This is a genomic window from Bradyrhizobium sp. CSS354 (assembly GCF_029051725.1).
Classification (GTDB): domain Bacteria; phylum Pseudomonadota; class Alphaproteobacteria; order Rhizobiales; family Xanthobacteraceae; genus Bradyrhizobium.
Genome location: NZ_JAACFU010000003.1, coordinates 58758 through 75533 on the forward strand (window position 1 = coordinate 58758; position 16776 = coordinate 75533).

Sequence of the window (16776 nt, forward strand, 5' to 3'; positions counted from 1 at the left end):
AGTCGTCATGCCCGGGCTTGACCCGGGCATCCACGTCTTCCCTCAATTGCAGACGCACGTGGATGGCCGGGTCAAGCCGGGCCATGACGACCTGTTGTCAATTCGTCCCGTCCCGCAGCTTGAACCGCTGGATCTTGCCCGTCGCAGTCTTCGGCAGCGAGTCCACCACGTCGATCCAGCGCGGATATTTCCACGGGCCGATCTTCTGCTTGACGTGGTCCTTGAGCATCTCCTGCAGGCCCGTCGTGGTCGCGCCGGGGCGCAGCACGACGAAGGCCTTCGGCTTCAGCAGACCTTCCGGATCGGCTTCGGGCACGACGGCAGCTTCCAGCACGGCGGGATGCGTGATCAGCGCGCTCTCGACCTCGAAGGGCGAGACCCAGATGCCGGAGACCTTGAACATGTCGTCTGCGCGGCCGCAGAAGGTGTAGCGGCCCTCGGCGTCCCTGACATATTTGTCGCCGGTGCGGGTCCAAGGTCCCTCGAACGTGCGGCGGCTCTTGTGGCGCTGATTCCAGTAGCCCTCGCCGGCGGAGGGCGCATCGACCAGGAGCTCGCCGACCTCGCCGTCGGCGACATCCTGTCCGGCCTCGTTGACGAGCCGCACCGCATAGCCCGGCACCGGTTTGCCGGAGGAGCCGTATTTGATGTCGCCGGGAGCGTTCGACAGGAAGATGTGCAACAGCTCGGTCGAGCCGACGCCGTCGAGAATGTCGACGCCGAAGCGCGCCTTCCAGCTGTTGCCGACGGACTCCGGCAGCGCCTCGCCGGCCGAGGTGCAGATGCGCAAAGACTTGCCGCCGCGCTCGCCCTTCATCGCCTCGTCGTTGAGCATCGCCGCGAACAGGGTCGGCACGCCGTAGAAGATCGAGGGATTATAGCGGTTCATCAGGTCGAACATGCGCGCCGGCGTCGGCCGTTCGCTGTTGAGAACCACGGTGGCGCCGACCGACATCGGAAAGGTCAACGCATTGCCGAGGCCATAGGCGAAGAACAGCTTTGCCGCAGAAAGACAAACGTCGTTCTCGCGGATGCCGAGCACCTGCTTCGCATAAGTGTCCGCGGTCGCCTGCATGTTCGAATGGATGTGGCGTACGCCCTTGGGCATGCCGGTCGAGCCTGACGAGTACAGCCAGAACGCTGGCTCGTCCGGATGCGTCGCAGCGGTGGTGAACCGGTCGCTCTCGTCCGCAATCTCCTCGGCGAGCTGCTTATGGCCGTTCTGCTTGGCGCCGGACACTACGACATGCTCGAGATCCGGCATGCGGCCGACGACGTCCTTGATGACGGGATAGAGCGCTTCCGAAACGAACAGCACGCGCGCGCGGCAATCGGCGAGGATGTAGGCGTATTGATCTGATGTCAGCAGCGTGTTGAGCGGCACCGGCACGATACCGGCGCGGATCGCGCCCAGGAACACGATGGGGAAGTCGACAGTATCCAGCATGATCATGGCCACGCGCTCTTCGCGGCGGACACCGAGTCGGCGCAGCATGTTGGCGGCGCGCCGCGTTTCGCGCTGGAGCTCGCCATAGGTGAGCCGTGAGACGGTGTCGTCGAAGGCGAGCTTGTTGCCGCGTCCCTCCTCGACATTCCGGTCGAGCAGCCAGGTCACCGCGTTATAGGATCCCTCGCTCACGGACTTCTCCCCTGAATTTAGAATTATAATTCATAGAAAGACACCGCATCGGCTTGCTGTCAATGCCAGCAGGCACTATGTTTCATTAATACGCGCCGCAGGACACCCCTAAAAGAAGACCTCCGCACAAGAAGCCCGTGATCCGTAGTCCATGACCGACAGTCCCGACGCCGAATCCCGATTTCTCGAACAGCTCGGCCAGCGCGTGCGCACCATGCGCGCGCTGCGCGGCATGTCGCGCAAGGTGCTCGCCAAGGTATCAGGGATTTCGGAGCGCTACATCGCGCAGCTCGAAAGCGGCAAGGGCAATGTCTCCATCGTGCTGCTCCGCCGCGTCTCCGACGCTATGGGCGCGCATCTCGAAGATCTGCTTCCCTCGGTCGATCCGACCCCGGACTGGCAGATGTTTCGCGATCTCTTGCGCAAGGCGACGCCGGCGCAGATCGCGCAAGCCAAGGATTTTCTTGCGGGCGGCAGCACAACCGCGCCGCGGCGCGCGCCGTTCTGCGGCATCGCGTTGATCGGCCTGCGCGGCGCCGGCAAATCGACGCTCGGCAGGATGCTGGCGAAGAAGGTCGGCTGGAGTTTTGTCGAGCTCAACAAGGAGGTCGAGCAGGAGAACGGCCTCTCGGTCGCCGAGATCATCGCGCTCTACGGCCAGGAAGGCTTTCGCCGCATGGAGCAGGCGGCGCTGCAGCAGCTGCTCGCGCGCAACGAGCTCATGGTGCTGGCGACCGGCGGCGGCATCGTCTCGGAGCCCTTGACGTTCGACCAGATCCTGTCGTCGTTCTACACGATCTGGCTGAAGGCCGAGCCCGAGGAGCACATGGCCCGCGTCCGCCGCCAGGGCGATCTGCGCCCGATGGCCGACGACCGCTCCGCCATGGCGGAGCTGCGCAACATCCTCTTGAGCCGCGAGCCGCTATATGCGCGCGCGACGGCGGTGGTGGACACGGCGGGACTGTCCGTCGATGCCGCCGCCGCGCGCCTGATCGATGCGGTGCGTCCGGTGCTGCAGAACGAAGCGCGCAGCTTCGGGCTGCGCAGCCTGGCGCTGTAGGTCTGAACGTCCATGGCCGATAGCGACGTCGCACTCTCCATGTTCGAGCGGATCGGCGGCAGCGCCACCATCGAGCGGCTGGTCGATCGCTTCTACGAGCGGATGGATACGCTGCCGGAGGCCCAAATGATCCGCGCGATGCACGCCGCCGATCTCGGCCTCATCAGGGACGTACTGAAGCGCTATCTCACCGAATGGACCGGCGGCCCAAAACTCTATTCCCCCGAGAAAGGCCATCCACGGCTGCGCCAGCGCCACATCGGCTTTGCCATCGGCGATGCCGAGCGCGACGCGTGGATGCTCTGCATGCGCTGCGCACTGGAGGAGACGGTTATGGACGTTGCCGCGCGGCAGGATCTCGAGCGCGCACTGTCGGGCCTCGCCGACTGGATGCGCAACCGCTAGCAGCGCAGTAGCCCGGATGAGCGAACCGACATCCGGGTCTTCACGATGACTTTCGGGTATCGCTTCGCTCACCCGGGCTACAAGAGTTGCGACCGCACGGCTTCCGCGCTCTCACGCAACAGCGGCAAAAATCGCTCGATCAACTCCTGCGCCGGCACGCGGTCGACATGGGCGCCCATGTTGATGGCGGCGACGATCACGCCATCGTAGCGGCGGACGGGGACCGAGATCGAGCGGAAATGCGGCTCGGCCTCGCGGTCCACCAGCGAATAACCCTGCGCGCGGTCGGCGACGATGCGCGAGAGCAATGCCTTGGGATCGGTCTCCGTGTGCGGCGTCAGCGCCTCGCGCTTCATTGCCGTCAGACGCGCGGCGAGATCGGCGTCGTCGAGCTGGCCGAGCATGGCGCGACCGACGGAGGTGCAGAAGGCCGGCAATCGGTAGCCGATGTCCAGCCCCCCCGAGAACATCCGCGCCGGACTGCTGCGCGCGATGAACACGACCTCATCGCCGTCGAGCACCGCGAGCGAGGAGATTTCGTTGGCCGCTGTCGCGACGCGGTCGAGCACTGGTTGCAGGACCGTGACGAGCTGGTTCGACCGCAGATAGGACGCGGCGAGTGTCAGCACATGTGGCGTCAGCGAGAACAGCTTGCCGTCGCCACTGACGAAGGCGCCGCGCTGGAGCGTGAACAGCATGCGCCGCGCGGTGGCGCGTGGAAGCTCAGCGGCACGGGCGAGATCGCTCAGCGTCATCGGGCCGGCCGTGGTGCCGAAGCATTGCAGCAGCCGCAGTCCGCGATCGAGGCTCTCGACGAAATCGGTCGCGCGTTCGTCGCTCTCGCTTCGCTTCAGCTTGGGCATGGTGGCGGAACATCCTGCAAAATAGTGCTTGCTGCCGGATCAAGGCATGTCATAATTCGCCCATTCGTTCAATAGGCGAACAACCGCCACTCCACAGAGGATGCACTCGCCATGATGAGCCAGGAGCAGAACGACCTGATCACCCGCACCGGTCCAAAGGATCCCTGCGGAAAGCTGATGCGGAGCTACTGGCAGCCGGCGGCGCTGGTGGATGAGCTCGACGGCGATCGTCCGATCCGTCCCATCAGATTGCTCGGCGAAAACCTGGTGCTGTTCCGCGACGAGACCGGCCGTTACGGCCTGATCGATCGCCACTGCACGCATCGCGGCGCCGATCTCGCTTTCGGACGGCTCGAGCACGGCGGCCTGCGCTGCGCCTTCCATGGCTGGCTGTTCGACGCCACCGGCCAGTGCATCGAGACCCCGGCCGAGCCGAAGGATTCAAAACTCTGCCAGAACATCCGTCAGCGCTCTTATCCCGTGGTGGAGAAGAGCGGCATCCTCTGGGCTTATCTCGGCGAAGGCGAGCCGCCGGCATTTCCCGAGCTCGATTGCTTCGTCGCCCCCGGCACGCACACATTCGCGTTCAAGGGGCACATGGCCTGCAACTGGCTCCAGGCGCTCGAAGTCGGCATCGATCCCGCGCACGCCTCCTATCTGCATCGCTTCTTCGAGGACGAGGACACCTCGACGGCCTACGGCAAGCAGTTCCGCGGCGCCTCCGCCGGCAGCGACTTGCCGATGACGAAGATTTTGCGCGAATACGATCGCCCGATCATCAATGTCGAGCACACCGAATACGGCCTGCGGCTGATCGCGCTGCGCGAGATTGACGAGGAGCGCACCCATGTGCGCGTCACCAACCAGCTCTTCCCGCACGGCTTCGTCATCCCCATGAGCACGGAGATGACGATCACGCAGTGGCACGTGCCGGTCGACGACGAGAACTGCTACTGGTACGCGATCTTCACCAGCTATTCGAGCCCGGTCGACAAGAAGAAGATGCGCGACCAGCGGCTCGAGCTCTATGAGCTACCGGACTACAAATCTCGCAAGAACAGGACCAACGATTACGGCTTCGACCCGCACGAGCAACAGACGGCGACCTATACCGGTATGGGTACCGACATCAACGTGCACGACCAGTGGGCGGTGGAATCGATGGGCGCGATCCAGGATCGCACCAAGGAGCACCTCGGCACGAGCGACAAGGCGATCGTGCAATACCGCCGCCTGCTGCGGCAGGAGATCGAGAAAGTCGCAGGCGGCGAGAAGCCGATGCTGCATCTCGACGAGGCCACCGCACGTTCGATCCAGGGCCCGGCAACCATGGACGGCATCGGGCCGACCCGAGGCTGGGAGATCTACTGGATGGAAGTCGACGTCAAGCGCCGCCGCAGCGCGCCATGGACGGCCCCCGTGCCGAAGGAGATCGCGGACAACGTGCATCGGCTGACGGCGGCGGAGTAGCACGGAATGCAGGTGCCTCCTTCGTCATTGCGAGCGCAGCGAAGCAATCCAGATTGTTTCCGCGGAGGGATTCTGGATTGCTTCGCTGCGCTCGCAATGACGGAATGTGTTGCAGCAGCGTCGCGCCTAACGATCAAGGAGCAACCAAAGTGACTTTCGTCGCGCGTCATGCGCTATGGTCGGACGAGCAGAAGGACGCGGCGACGCGCATGCGGCGCATCGTCGAGGAGAAGAACCTCGAGGTCATCCGCCTCGCCTTCCCGGACCAGCACGGCATTTTGCGCGGCAAGACCATCGTCGCCTCCGAGGCGATCGCCTCGCTGGAGAGCGGCTGCTCCATCACCACCACCATGCTCGCCAAGGACACCTCGCACCGCACGGTGTTTCCGGTGTTCACCTCGGGCGGCGGCTTCGGGATGAAGGAGATGGAGGGCGCGGCCGACGTGCTGATGGTCGCAGATCCCACGACGTTTCGCGTTTTGCCATGGGCGCCGACCACGGGCTGGGTTCTCTGCGACCTCTATTTCAACGACGGCCGTCCCGTGCCGTTCGCGACGCGCGGTCTTTATCGCAAGGTGCTCGACGAACTCGCAAGCCGCGGCCACGATTTCGTCGCGGGCCTCGAGGTCGAATTCCACATCTTCAAGCTCGACGACGCCCACATGCGGCCCGAGGACGCCGGACAGCCCGGCACGCCGCCTTCGGTGAGCCTGCTCAGCCACGGCTATCAATATCTCACCGAGCAGCGCTTCGATCAGATGGAGCCGGTGCTGGAGATTTTGCGCCGTGACATCGTCGCGCTCGGGTTGCCCTTGCGTTCGGTCGAGGTCGAGTTTGGGCCGAGCCAGTGCGAATTCACCTTCGCGCCGAAGAAGGGCCTCGAGCCCGCGGACAACATGGTGCTGTTTCGGAGCGCCGTGAAGCAGATCGCGCACCGCCACGGCTATCACGCCACCTTCATGTGCCGGCCGAAGCTGCCGAACCTGTTCGCAAGCGGCTGGCATCTGCACCAATCGGTCGTCTCGCGCGCGACCGGCGACAACCAGTTCATGGCCAAGGAAACCGCCAAGGAGGGCGGCGAGCCGCTCAGCGCGTTCGGACGGGCCTGGCTTGCGGGCCTGCTCGACCACGCCCGCGCGTCGACCGTGTTCACCACCCCGACCATCAATGGCTACAAGCGCTACCGCTCCTATTCGCTGGCGCCGGACCGCGCGATCTGGGGCCGCGACAATCGCGGCGTGATGATCCGAGTGCTCGGCGCTGCCGGCGACGCCGCCACGCGCCTGGAAAACCGCATCGGCGAGCCCGCCGCCAATCCCTATCTCTACATGGCTTCGCAAATCCTCTCCGGCCTCGATGGCGTCGACCGCAAGCTCGATCCCGGCCCGTCCGCCGACACACCCTACGAAACCAAGGCGCCGCTGTTGCCGAAGTCGCTGCGCGACGCGGTCAGCGCGCTGAAGGACGATCCGTTTTTCCGCGAAAAGCTCGGTGCAGAGTTCGTCGATTACTACACCCACATCAAGAATGCCGAGATCGACCGCTTCCTGTCCGAGGTGACCGACTGGGAGCACCGCGAATATTTCGAGGTGTTTTGAGCCGCCGCCAACCGGCCGCTGATCCCCGCAACACGGCCGGATTTTCCAGGAGTACCATGATGCGGTTACGCCCGGCGGTCCTGCTATTTTCCCTGACACTGTTCGCGCCAGCCCTGTCCGCGCCAGCTTTGGCCGATTGGCAGGCGAGCACCGTACGGACCCCCGGCCGCGTCAGCGAAATTGATCTAGCGGATAGCGACGTCCGAATTGCAATCGGCACGAATTGGTACCAGTTCGACGCGAAAGCGATGCGCATGGTGCCGACCCCGGCGCTCGAACGTCCGGCGCCGCCGACCGGGGCCCTTGAGGATGGGCGCGTTGCGACGGGCCGCGATACCGTCGCGCGTGCTTGGCTCGCTGAGCCGACCGAACGCTATCGCCATGGCGTCCTCGGCGATGCCATCGAGGCCGGTAGCTTGGTGATCGAGCCGCGCGGGGGCGGACAACGCACGCTGCGCCTGGATGGTGACGCCGTGTTCGAAGACCTCGAGCCGCGCGTCGCCGCGATCGGCGGCCGCGAAAGGATTGTGCTGGTCAAATCCTATCTGAAACGCGGCTCCGCGCTGGCTGTCATTGATCCCGCCTCGGCGGCGATCGTTGCGGAGACGCCTCCGATCGGCCACGCCCATGCTTGGCTCAACCCGGCCGGCATCGCCGATTTCGACGGCGATGGCACCACGGATATCGTGCTTGTCCGCCAGCCTCATGTGCTCGGGATTCTCGAAATGTGGTCCTGGCGGCATGATCGTTTGGAAAAATCGGCGGAAGTCTCCGACGTATCGAACCATTTCATCGGCTCGCGATCGCTGCACATGAGCTTTACGGCCGATTTCGATGGCGACGGCCATCCAGATCTCGCGGTGCCGGACCTCGAACGGCGAACGCTGCGGCTCATCGGGTTCGTCGCTGGTCCGCATGACATCGCGCGCATCAGGCTTCCGGCAAGGATCGCGACGAATATCGGCGGCATGAAATACCGCGATCATCCCGCACTCGTGTTCGGCCTCGAGGATGGTCGGCTGATGTTGGTCCACGATTAGGATCGCCGGGGCGCCGAGCCAACGACCATTACTCCGACAGGCCCTCACGCCGGCGTGAGCCGGTTTCGCGCCGGTGCTTCCGACGAAACCTTTGACATTGCCGACGAAGTCATTTTTCCGCCCCCGCGAAGATGGCCGGAAACGATGGAGGGTCACAATCCCCGGACTGATCAACAACGGAGTTCGATCATGTGGGATCATCTGTTCAGCTTGATTTATCGCCTGTCCTGCCGTGCCACCCTGATCGAAATCGGGATGGGCCGCTCGTCGCGATAGAGACAGGCGAGTTAGGTAAGACGGATTGACCAGATAACGGAGGGTGTCATGCGAAAGCTGATTCTGATCGCGGCAATGTCGCTGCTGGCAAGCCAGGCCTATGCCGGCGGACCGCGGAGCCTCAGCCTTGCAGCGACAAATGCGAGCCAGCAGACCGCCGACCCGGCAACGACAGCAGCAACGCCGCCACAAGCTCCGGCGGCAGCGCCCACGAATGTCCAGACGGCGACCACCGCCCCAGCTTCAACGCCTCCGGCAGCGACTGCCACAACAACCGCGACCGCTCCGGCCGCAACTCAGCCCAGCGCCGCGCCGGTTGCCAGCGCGAGAGAAACGGCAAAGCCGAAACGTCGCCAGCCATCCACCGAGGCACGCGTGATCCGCGAACTGCATCGGCATGGGATTTATTGGTGATTGCCAACGTCGTCCTGGCGAAGGCCAGGACCCATTACCCCAGGAGAAGTTGTCGCACGCGACTGCCAACCGCCAATCTTCGCCAAACTGAATTCGGTGGTTATGGGTCCTGGCCTTCGCCAGGACGACACCGTGTGAGCGGCGCTGGCGCTGGCACCAGCGCCCCGCCCCGTCAAATCCCCAGATATTTGTGCTGCAGATCCGGCTCGGCCATTAGCTCTTCAGAGGTGCCGCTCCACACCGTCTTGCCGCGCTCGATGATGGTGTGGCGGTCGCAGATGCGGGCAAGGTGGTCGACGTTCTTGTCGACGACCAGGATCGACTGTCCCCGACTCTTGAGCAGCGACAGGCAGCTCCAGATCTCTTCGCGGATCAGGGGCGCCAGGCCTTCGGTGGCTTCATCCAGGATGAGGAGCTTCGGGTTGGTCATCAGCGCGCGGCCGATTGCGAGCATCTGCTGCTCGCCGCCGGAGAGCTGGTTGCCCATGTTGGAGGCGCGCTCGGCCAGGCGCGGAAACATCACGTAGATCGCCGCCAGCGTCCAGGGGTTGCTGCTATCGAAACGATCGGCGGCGGCCGCGACCAGGTTTTCGCGCACGGTGAGGTTCGGGAAGATCTGCCGCCCCTCGGGGACGAGGCCGACACCGAGTTGCGCTATCCGGTAGGACGGTTGCGTCCGCACTTCCGAGCCCGCAAAGCGGATGCTGCCTGCGCGCGCCGGCGTCAGGCCCATGATGGAGCGGATGGTCGTGGTCTTGCCCATGCCGTTGCGGCCCATCAGCGAGACCATCTCGCCTGATTTGACCGACAGGGACAAGCCGAACAGCACCTGGGACAGGCCGTAGCAGGTCTCGATGCCGTCGACCTCGAGCAGCGTGTCAGCCACCATATTTTCAGCCATGGTGCGTCACCACATGCGCCTCGCCGAGATAGGCGCGCTTGACGTCCTCGTTCGCCCGGATCGCGGCCGGATCGCCGGAGGCGATGACGCGGCCATAGACCAGCACCGAGATACGGTCGGCCAGCGCAAACACCGCCGGCATGTCGTGCTCGACCAACACGATCGAGACCTCTTTGCGCAGCTCCTGGAGCAGCTGCACCATGCGCTGGGACTCGGTGACGCCGAGGCCCGCCATCGGTTCGTCGAGCAGCAAAAGCTTCGGCTTGCTTGCCAGCGCAACCGCCAGCTCGATCTGGCGACGCTCGCCATGGCTGAGCCTGGACACCAGGACATCGGCACGATGGGCGAGACCGACGCGGTCGAGCGCGGCATGCGCGGCATCGCGCAGGCCTTTCTCCTTGCGCGCATTGGCAAAGAAGCGGAACGAGGTGCCGGCATGCGCTTGCGCCGCAAGCGCGACATTGTCGGCGGCGGTGAAATCGAGCAGCAGCGAGGTGATCTGGAACGAACGTGCCAGGCCCAGCGCGCAGCGGCGATGGGCCGGCAGATAGGTGATGTCGCGCCCCGCCAGCGAGACGCTGCCGGAATGCGGCTCCAGATGCCCGGTGAGCTGGCTGATCAGCGTGGTCTTGCCGGCGCCGTTCGGGCCGATGATGGCGTGCAGCTCGCCTGCGGCGACGTCGAGCGAGACGTTGTCCGTCGCAATAATGCCGCCGAAGCGGCGCACCAGCCTGTCGACGCGAAGCAGCGACTCAGCCACGATTGAGCCTCCCGAGTAGGCCCATGATGCCGCCACGGCCGAACAGCACGATCAGCAGCAGCATCGGGCCCATGATCAGCGCCCAATATTCGGTGAGCTGCGACAAAAACTCTTCCAGCAGCAAATACACCACCGCGCCGATGACCGGGCCGAACAGCGTGCCCATGCCCCCGAGGATCACCATCACCATGAGGTCGCCCGAACGCGTCCAGTACATCACGGCCGGGCTGACGAAATCGGTGTTGTTGGCGAGCAGCGCGCCGGCGAGGCCGCACATCATGCCCGAGATGACGAAGCAGACCAGCTGGTAGCGTTTCGAGGGAAAGCCGATCGCCTGCATGCGCTGCTCGTTGGAGCGCAGGCCCTGCAGGACGAGGCCGAAGCGCGAATTGGCGATGCGCCAGATCAGGAAGACCACGCCGAACAGGCAGGCGAGGCAGAGATAATAAAACTGCGTGCGGTTCGACAGATTGATCAGCCCGGAGAAGTCGCTGCGCTTGTAGACGGTGAGGCCGTCATCGCCGCCATAGCGCGCCAGCCCCGAGGCGACGTAATAGGCCATCTGCGCGAAGGCGAGCGTGATCATGATGAAGTAAACGCCACGGGTGCGAAGCGAGAGCGCGCCGATCACCAGCGCGTAGGTCGCGGAGGCGGCGAGCGCGACCGGAAACTGGATGAAGCCGCTTCCGACGCCTTCCTGCGCCAGCATGCCGACCGCGTAACCGCCGATGCCGAGATAGGCGGCGTGGCCAAAACTCATCATGCCGCCAAAACCCATGATGAGGTTGAGGCTCGCGGCCGCCAGCGCCAGGATGACGATGCGGGTGAACAGCGTCAGGATGAAGATGTTGCCTGAGAGTTGCGAATAGAGCGGCAGCAGCACGAGGCCCGCCAGCATCAGGGCCGTCACGGCCTTGCTCACAGTGAATGACTTCATCGACGGTTGGCCGGAAACAGCCCCTCCGGCCGCACCACCAGCACGATCGCCATCAGCAGATAGATCAGCATGGACGACAGCGCGGGCGCGGCGGTGGAGGCCGCGGCGCCGCTCAGCACCTGCCGCAGCAGATTGGGCAGGAAGGCGCGGCCGAGCGTGTCGATCATACCGACGAAGATCGCGGCCAGGAACGCGCCGCGGATCGAGCCGATACCGCCGATCACGATGATGACGAAGGCGAGGATCAGGATGTTCTCGCCCATGCCGATCTGCACGGTAAGGATCGGCGCCTGCATCAGACCGGCAAGGCCGGCGAGCGCGGCACCGAGGCCGAACACCAGGGTGTAGAGCAGCTTGATGTTGATGCCGAGCGCGCCGATCATCTCGCGGTTGGAGGCGCCGGCGCGGATCAGCATGCCGATGCGGGTGCGCATCACGCCGAGATAGAGCAGCAGCGCAACCAGCAGCGCCACGACGATGATGGCGAGGCGATAGGCGGGATAGTGGATGCCCGGCAGGATCGGCACCGGCACCGTGAGCCAGGCCGGGAGCGGCAGCGCCAGCCCGGCAGGGCCCCAGATCAGCCGCACGGCTTCGTTGAAGAACAGGATCAGGCCGAAGGTCGCGAGCACGTGGTCGAGATGGTCGCGTCCGTAGAGATGCCGCAGCGCGGTCATCTCGAGCACGATGCCGAGCACCAGGGTCGCGCCGAGCGCCAAGAGCGCGCCGAGCAGGAAGCTGCCGGTCCAGGCTGCGAAGGTCGCGGCGAAATAGGCGCCCATCATGTAGAGCGAGCCGTGCGCGAGGTTGACGAGATCCATGATCCCGAACACCAGCGTCAGGCCGGCGGCGAGCAGGAACAGCAGCAGGCCGAACTGCAAACCGTTCAAGAACTGTTCGACGACGAGCAGCATCAAAACTCTTTCAGGCGCACGCAGGTTCGCGCCGATGTTCGAACACGGTCGCCATCAGTGAAAGAGCTCCCCCTGCCTGTACAAGGCGGAAAAATGGGTAATGGCAGTATCGTTCCGAGGCAAGAGCGATTCGACATCCAACATGCACTTTGTTGCATGCCGATGCATGCGATCGATCCTGGCCCTGTAATCGGCCCTTGCAAGAAGACTGCCGCGCAGGATGGGTCAACCTGCCGCACCCAAACGGATCACCCTCCCTCCATTGCCGGAGAGAGGGTGTGAAAATCGTCGCAACGTTGGGAAGGAGACGCCTAGTGCGACGTCATCTGCCGGGAATGGTCATCCGGCTCGGCGAGCACGCTGTTGGCTGTCGAGGCCTCCAGCGCCGCCATCCGGAAAAGATAGGCGAGCGTCGCCAATCCGGTGTCTTCCGCCATCTCCGCGAGTTCGAGCGCCATGTCGGACATGTAGCCGAGATTTTCGTCCTTGATTTGTGCCATGATCTGGCTGTCCCGCATCATATTCGACATCTCAGGCGCTCTTTCGTTGCGCGGCAGCGAGGCCGCAGAGGTTGGCAAGGGCGATGCAATCGATACGCGGACCGTCCTGATGCATGACGTTTGTCATTCCGATACGGTCACACACGGCATCCAGCGACTCTTGACGGATCTCGATCGTGGCCGCCATCGTCCAGGAATTCTCGACCAGCGCCGGCAATCCCAGCGGCGTGACGATGAATCCGATCTCGTGGAAGCGCGGCAGCCACCAGGTCTCCATGACAAGACAGAGACGCTCGATGCCCTGATCGAGACAGAACTCTTGCGCCGCTGCCATCAATTGCCAATTGAACGCACCGTCGCGGCGCTCGCGCGAAACGAAGAAGCGTGACCACTCCCAGACCAGCGGGTTGGAGGGGCAACCGCGCACCGCGGCGAGATGCGGGAAGACCTCGCTCATCATCGTCGGCTTGGTGGTGGGATACAGGCGGGAGCCGCCGAGCACCCGGCGATTTTCGAGAGCCAGCAGGTAGATCGCGTCCTCATTGTCGTAGCTATCGAGTTCGCGGCCATCGGGCTTGCGCAGCGCCTCCCATTTCCGCTCCTCGACAAAAATCTGGTGACGCATCCTGAAATGTTGCTCGAGAACATCCTCGTAGAGGTGCCGGTTGGCGGCAGAAATCACATGAATCATTTATTCCCCCATTGTTCGAAATAAGGGGAACACTCACGGAAAACGGCCAAAGCGACTATTGGGAAATTTCCCAGTAGGCGCGGATTTCAGGGGGTGATGATTCTGTGGCGGATCGCGATCGCAACCGCATGCGTCCGGTTGACGGCACCAAGCTTGCGCGCGGCAGTTGCAAGATGCTCTTCGGCGGTTCGCTGCGTGATGTGCAGGATCTCGCCGATTTCCCAGGCCGACTTGCCCTGCGAGGCCCAAGCGAGCACCTCGCGCTCGCGCGGGGTAAGGCGCATCGATCGATGCGGCGCCGGATGGAGCAAGCGGCGAATGTGATCGAAGCCGTACATGCCGATCAGGTGCAGCGCCGGCTTGCTGCGCGCATTGAGGTCGAGGTGAACGCCACCGAGCGAGACGCCGGCCTCGTAGCCGGTCAATCCGTGGATCGGCACGACGAAGCCGCGCGACATGCGGAAATCGGCAGCGCGCCGCATCACCTCCACTGCGCCCGGCTCCAACTCTGGATCGTACGGCGCCTCGGACCACTCGAAAGGGTTCACCGTCTGCCGGCATTTGCGGATTACGGGATCGACGCGGTCGTAGCCTTTCTGGGTATAGAGGCTGAACCACTCCGCCGGCCACTTCTTGGCGAGCACCATCTGGGAGAAGCGCTGATCGGGATTCGGCAAGCCGGTTACGATGATGTGCTCGAAGCCGTAGCGCCCGAACGCGGTCGCAAGCGCGTCCATGGCGTCCGGAACCTTGGTATAGGCTCCCAGCCCCTCAATGAAGTCGAGCGCTTCCCGGCCATAATCCACGGCGGACATCGGTGCGTTTCCTGACCCTCGCTGTCCGTTATAGCACGTCTTTGGGCACTGCCTCAATTCAGCGTTTCCGTAGTTTCCCGGTATCCCATTGACCCCGAAGGTTTAATCTACTTGTGGAAGAAGTGACGTCAAGATACACCTACAATGTCGAAGCGGGAACACCACGATGGAAGACGAGGACATCGCCCTCAACAGCGTGCTCGGCCTGGAACTCAACCGCGTGTTTTTTGCTGTCCGCGAAACGGCAAACAAGCAGAAGATCATCGAGTTCGCACGCGGAGTGCTGCAAAGCGAGCGCAGCAAGCCGGCGGAGAGCGCCTCGCCGGACGGACCGGCGAGCTAGAACGCAATTGAGGCAACCGACGCCGCTACAACAGATCGCGCGCCTTCCTGACCGCTGGCCGTCCTTACCGCTGGCTGACGTCATGGCTCTCGTGAGATAATCGCCGCCAACGATTATCTTTCGGATGCCCGGGACATGATGACGCTGCGCCAGGTTGAAGTGATCCGTGCCGTGATGGTGACGGGCACTATCGGCGGCGCGGCGAAGCTGCTGAACGTTTCGGCGCCGGGTATCAGCCGCCTCGTCAAATACACCGAGCGCTCGCTCGGCATCCGCTTCTTCCAGCGCCAGAACGGCCGCTATTTCCCGACGCCGGAAGCCGAGAACATCTTCGAGCAGATCAACGGCGTCTACAAGAAGGTCGACGACCTCTCCGAGATCATCTCCAAGATCGGTCGCGGCGGATTGTCGGAGCTGCGGATCGGCTCAGTGCCGAGCATTTCGCAAGTCATGGTGCCGCGCGCGATCGAGCGGGTCCGGCGGCGCTATCCGGATCTCGGCATCGACATCAACATCCTCAAGCTCGAGGAAGCCATCGACTATCTCCTGCTCGGCCGCGGCGAGTGCGTTGCGATGAGCTACCGGCTCGAACATTCCGGGCTCGATTTCTTGCCGCTCGCCTCCGGTGAACTCTATTGCATCGTGCCGCCGGGCCACGAGCTCGCCGGCCGCAAGCAGGTCTCCGCGGCCGAGATCACGCGCTATCCGCTGATCGGCATCGATCCCAACGATCCCTACGGGCGGATCATGGCCGAGATCTTCGCGCGCCACCGGCTCGAGTACAACATCACCATCCGCGCCCGCTTCGGCACCACGGTCTGCGCGCTGGTGAAGGCGGGGCTCGGCATCGCCATCATCGACCAGTTCACGGTGGCCCATGGCGGCTATCCCGGCATCGAGCTGATCAAGATCACCGAGCCGACGCGGTTCGACACCTATATCGCGGTGAAGCGCGGCGCGCCGTTGTCGCTTCACGTCGAGTATTTCATCGAGGCCCTGCGCGCCGAGATGCGCGCGGTCGAGCCATCGCGGGGCAAAGGCAGGGCCGCGCCGCCACGCGGGCGGAGGAAATAACATTATGTTAGGTTTGCAGGACAAGAGGGTAATTGTGTTAGGCGGGGGAAGCGCTATCGTCGCACGCGGAAGCCCCCTTGGAATTGCGCGGATTTCTCCGCTAATGGCCGGGACCGAACGCTCCCAACGAGACGATAGCGAACCATGTCAAAGCCCGGACACGCCGCCAGCAAAAAGCTTCTCACCGGCTTGATCGGCGCTCCCATTGCGCATTCCGCATCCCCCGCCATGCACGAGCGCGCCGCCGAGGCGCTGGGCTTGCGCGGCCATTACCAGCTCATCGAGGTGGCCGGCGCCGGCTCGGCCGAGCTGGCCATGATGCTGGAAGGCGTGCGGCGCCTCGGCTTTGCCGGCGTCAACGTCACTTTTCCCTACAAGGAGGCGGTGGTCCCGCTGCTCGATGAACTGGCACCGGGTGCGGCCGCCATGGGGGCGGTCAACACCGTCGTCGTCAGCAACGGCCGGCTGATCGGCCACAACACCGACACGACGGGCTTTGCGCGCGCCGTCGCGCCGCTGCTGGCGCCCTCTGGAAACGCGGTCGCCGTGATCGGCACCGGCGGCGTCGGCAAGGCGATCGCCTTTGCGCTGGCGAGCCTTGACGTGACCGACATCCGCATCTTCGACAGCGAGCCGGCACGCGCCGAAAAACTCGCCGCGCTGCTCGTCAAGCAGGGTGGCGCCAGGGTCGCGGCAAGCGCCGAGGCCGCGCTCGACGGCGCAACGGGCCTCGTCAACGGCACGCCGGTCGGCATGCTGCCGAACCGGGAAACGCCGGTCGCGCCAACGCTACTGCGTCAGAACCTGTGGGTCGCCGATGCCGTCTACTCGCCGCTGATCACGCCGCTGCTGGCGGCCGCCCAAGCCAAGGGCGCGCGGATCATGACCGGGCGGGAGCTTGCGATCTACCAGGCCGCCGACGCTTTTGAACTGTTCACGGGCCTTGCCCCATCGACCGAGGTCATGGGAGAGGCATTCGACGAGGTGATGGCGGCACGAAGCTCGGCCTATCAGGCAGCGTAATCGAAGCGGCCGGACACAAGGCCGCACGCAACATCAACGAAAAAATCGGAGGA

The 16776-nt window shown here is 64.2% G+C and carries 18 protein-coding genes; 9 read left to right on the forward strand and 9 right to left on the reverse strand.

Annotated features, from left to right (window positions below; genetic code table 11):
• Positions 1–97: 97 nt before the first annotated feature.
• Positions 98–1639: a benzoate-CoA ligase family protein gene (locus tag GWG67_RS07385; RefSeq protein WP_275168461.1), complete on the reverse strand. Its 1542-nt coding sequence runs from the start codon at positions 1637–1639 to the stop codon at positions 98–100.
• A 151-nt stretch (positions 1640–1790) separates the two neighbouring features.
• On the opposite strand from GWG67_RS07385, the gene GWG67_RS07390 reads away from it, so the two are divergent.
• Together GWG67_RS07390 and GWG67_RS07395 are read left to right on the forward strand one after the other, a co-directional pair.
• The gene (locus tag GWG67_RS07390; RefSeq protein ID WP_275168462.1) at positions 1791–2699 is read left to right on the forward strand and encodes a helix-turn-helix transcriptional regulator; all 909 of its coding nucleotides are present in this window, start codon (positions 1791–1793) and stop codon (positions 2697–2699) included.
• A gap of 12 nt (positions 2700–2711) precedes the next feature.
• Positions 2712–3104, forward strand: coding sequence for a group II truncated hemoglobin (locus tag GWG67_RS07395; RefSeq protein WP_275168463.1), 393 nt, complete (start codon positions 2712–2714; stop codon positions 3102–3104).
• Positions 3105–3181: 77 nt separating this feature from the next.
• Here the strand turns inward: GWG67_RS07395 and GWG67_RS07400 are convergent, their stop codons facing one another.
• Positions 3182–3967 (reverse strand): IclR family transcriptional regulator C-terminal domain-containing protein, encoded by a 786-nt coding sequence (locus tag GWG67_RS07400; protein ID WP_275168464.1) that lies wholly within the window; start codon positions 3965–3967, stop codon positions 3182–3184.
• Positions 3968–4078: 111 nt separating this feature from the next.
• Here GWG67_RS07400 and GWG67_RS07405 point away from each other — a divergent pair, with 111 nt between their 5' ends.
• From GWG67_RS07405 to GWG67_RS07420, 4 genes are all read left to right on the forward strand, one after another.
• Complete coding sequence (locus tag GWG67_RS07405; protein WP_275168465.1) at positions 4079–5437, forward strand: aromatic ring-hydroxylating dioxygenase subunit alpha; 1359 nt, start codon at positions 4079–4081, stop codon at positions 5435–5437.
• Between the two features lie 149 nt (positions 5438–5586).
• Positions 5587–7035 (forward strand): glutamine synthetase family protein, encoded by a 1449-nt coding sequence (locus GWG67_RS07410; protein WP_275168466.1) that lies wholly within the window; start codon positions 5587–5589, stop codon positions 7033–7035.
• A gap of 56 nt (positions 7036–7091) precedes the next feature.
• Positions 7092–8075, forward strand: a complete 984-nt coding sequence (locus tag GWG67_RS07415; RefSeq protein WP_275168467.1) for a VCBS repeat-containing protein — start codon at positions 7092–7094, stop codon at positions 8073–8075.
• Positions 8076–8399: 324 nt separating this feature from the next.
• Positions 8400–8765, forward strand: coding sequence for a hypothetical protein (locus GWG67_RS07420; RefSeq protein WP_275168468.1), 366 nt, complete (start codon positions 8400–8402; stop codon positions 8763–8765).
• A 172-nt stretch (positions 8766–8937) separates the two neighbouring features.
• Here the strand turns inward: GWG67_RS07420 and GWG67_RS07425 are convergent, their stop codons facing one another.
• From GWG67_RS07425 to GWG67_RS07455, 7 genes are all read right to left on the reverse strand, one after another.
• Complete coding sequence (locus GWG67_RS07425) at positions 8938–9666, reverse strand: ABC transporter ATP-binding protein (RefSeq protein ID WP_275168469.1); 729 nt, start codon at positions 9664–9666, stop codon at positions 8938–8940.
• Complete coding sequence (locus GWG67_RS07430; protein ID WP_275168470.1) at positions 9659–10426, reverse strand: ABC transporter ATP-binding protein; 768 nt, start codon at positions 10424–10426, stop codon at positions 9659–9661. The genes GWG67_RS07425 and GWG67_RS07430 overlap by 8 nt, the downstream gene beginning before the upstream one ends.
• Positions 10419–11363 carry a branched-chain amino acid ABC transporter permease gene (locus GWG67_RS07435; protein WP_275168471.1) on the reverse strand — a complete coding sequence of 315 codons (945 nt, stop codon included), beginning with the start codon at positions 11361–11363 and terminating at the stop codon, positions 10419–10421. Before GWG67_RS07435 ends, GWG67_RS07430 begins: the two co-directional genes overlap by 8 nt.
• Entirely contained in the window at positions 11360–12277 is a 918-nt protein-coding gene (locus tag GWG67_RS07440) for a branched-chain amino acid ABC transporter permease (protein ID WP_007615745.1), read from the reverse strand. Before GWG67_RS07440 ends, GWG67_RS07435 begins: the two co-directional genes overlap by 4 nt.
• Before the next feature lie 311 nt (positions 12278–12588).
• Complete coding sequence (locus GWG67_RS07445; RefSeq protein WP_275168472.1) at positions 12589–12807, reverse strand: hypothetical protein; 219 nt, start codon at positions 12805–12807, stop codon at positions 12589–12591.
• A gap of 1 nt (position 12808) precedes the next feature.
• Positions 12809–13468 carry an acyl-homoserine-lactone synthase gene (locus tag GWG67_RS07450; protein ID WP_275168473.1) on the reverse strand — a complete coding sequence of 220 codons (660 nt, stop codon included), beginning with the start codon at positions 13466–13468 and terminating at the stop codon, positions 12809–12811.
• Between the two features lie 86 nt (positions 13469–13554).
• Complete coding sequence (locus tag GWG67_RS07455; protein ID WP_275168474.1) at positions 13555–14283, reverse strand: LuxR family transcriptional regulator; 729 nt, start codon at positions 14281–14283, stop codon at positions 13555–13557.
• Between the two features lie 166 nt (positions 14284–14449).
• On the opposite strand from GWG67_RS07455, the gene GWG67_RS07460 reads away from it, so the two are divergent.
• The 3 genes from GWG67_RS07460 to GWG67_RS07470 all read left to right on the forward strand — a co-directional run bounded on the left by GWG67_RS07460 (position 14450) and on the right by GWG67_RS07470 (position 16723).
• Positions 14450–14626: a hypothetical protein gene (locus GWG67_RS07460; protein ID WP_007597932.1), complete on the forward strand. Its 177-nt coding sequence runs from the start codon at positions 14450–14452 to the stop codon at positions 14624–14626.
• A 135-nt stretch (positions 14627–14761) separates the two neighbouring features.
• A complete protein-coding gene (locus GWG67_RS07465) occupies positions 14762–15700 on the forward strand; it encodes a LysR family transcriptional regulator (RefSeq protein ID WP_275168475.1) in 939 nt (312 codons plus the stop codon).
• A 144-nt stretch (positions 15701–15844) separates the two neighbouring features.
• Positions 15845–16723 carry a shikimate dehydrogenase gene (locus tag GWG67_RS07470; RefSeq protein WP_275168476.1) on the forward strand — a complete coding sequence of 293 codons (879 nt, stop codon included), beginning with the start codon at positions 15845–15847 and terminating at the stop codon, positions 16721–16723.
• Positions 16724–16776 lie beyond the last annotated feature (53 nt).

Excerpts from the sequence above, each read along its gene's own strand:
- GWG67_RS07415 (WP_275168467.1), top strand. The coding sequence starts at position 7,092 with ATGATGCGGTTACGCCCGGCGGTCCTGCTATTTTCCCTGACACTGTTC.
- GWG67_RS07435 (WP_275168471.1), bottom strand. The coding sequence starts at position 11,363 with ATGAAGTCATTCACTGTGAGCAAGGCCGTGACGGCCCTGATGCTGGCG.
- GWG67_RS07405 (WP_275168465.1), top strand. The coding sequence starts at position 4,079 with ATGATGAGCCAGGAGCAGAACGACCTGATCACCCGCACCGGTCCAAAG.
- GWG67_RS07445 (WP_275168472.1), bottom strand. The coding sequence starts at position 12,807 with ATGTCGAATATGATGCGGGACAGCCAGATCATGGCACAAATCAAGGAC.
- GWG67_RS07425 (WP_275168469.1), bottom strand. The coding sequence starts at position 9,666 with ATGGCTGAAAATATGGTGGCTGACACGCTGCTCGAGGTCGACGGCATC.
- GWG67_RS07470 (WP_275168476.1), top strand. The coding sequence starts at position 15,845 with ATGTCAAAGCCCGGACACGCCGCCAGCAAAAAGCTTCTCACCGGCTTG.
- GWG67_RS07400 (WP_275168464.1), bottom strand. The coding sequence starts at position 3,967 with ATGCCCAAGCTGAAGCGAAGCGAGAGCGACGAACGCGCGACCGATTTC.
- GWG67_RS07460 (WP_007597932.1), top strand. The coding sequence starts at position 14,450 with ATGGAAGACGAGGACATCGCCCTCAACAGCGTGCTCGGCCTGGAACTC.
- GWG67_RS07420 (WP_275168468.1), top strand. The coding sequence starts at position 8,400 with ATGCGAAAGCTGATTCTGATCGCGGCAATGTCGCTGCTGGCAAGCCAG.
- GWG67_RS07395 (WP_275168463.1), top strand. The coding sequence starts at position 2,712 with ATGGCCGATAGCGACGTCGCACTCTCCATGTTCGAGCGGATCGGCGGC.
- GWG67_RS07440 (WP_007615745.1), bottom strand. The coding sequence starts at position 12,277 with ATGCTGCTCGTCGTCGAACAGTTCTTGAACGGTTTGCAGTTCGGCCTG.
- GWG67_RS07390 (WP_275168462.1), top strand. The coding sequence starts at position 1,791 with ATGACCGACAGTCCCGACGCCGAATCCCGATTTCTCGAACAGCTCGGC.
- GWG67_RS07455 (WP_275168474.1), bottom strand. The coding sequence starts at position 14,283 with ATGTCCGCCGTGGATTATGGCCGGGAAGCGCTCGACTTCATTGAGGGG.
- GWG67_RS07450 (WP_275168473.1), bottom strand. The coding sequence starts at position 13,468 with ATGATTCATGTGATTTCTGCCGCCAACCGGCACCTCTACGAGGATGTT.
- GWG67_RS07465 (WP_275168475.1), top strand. The coding sequence starts at position 14,762 with ATGATGACGCTGCGCCAGGTTGAAGTGATCCGTGCCGTGATGGTGACG.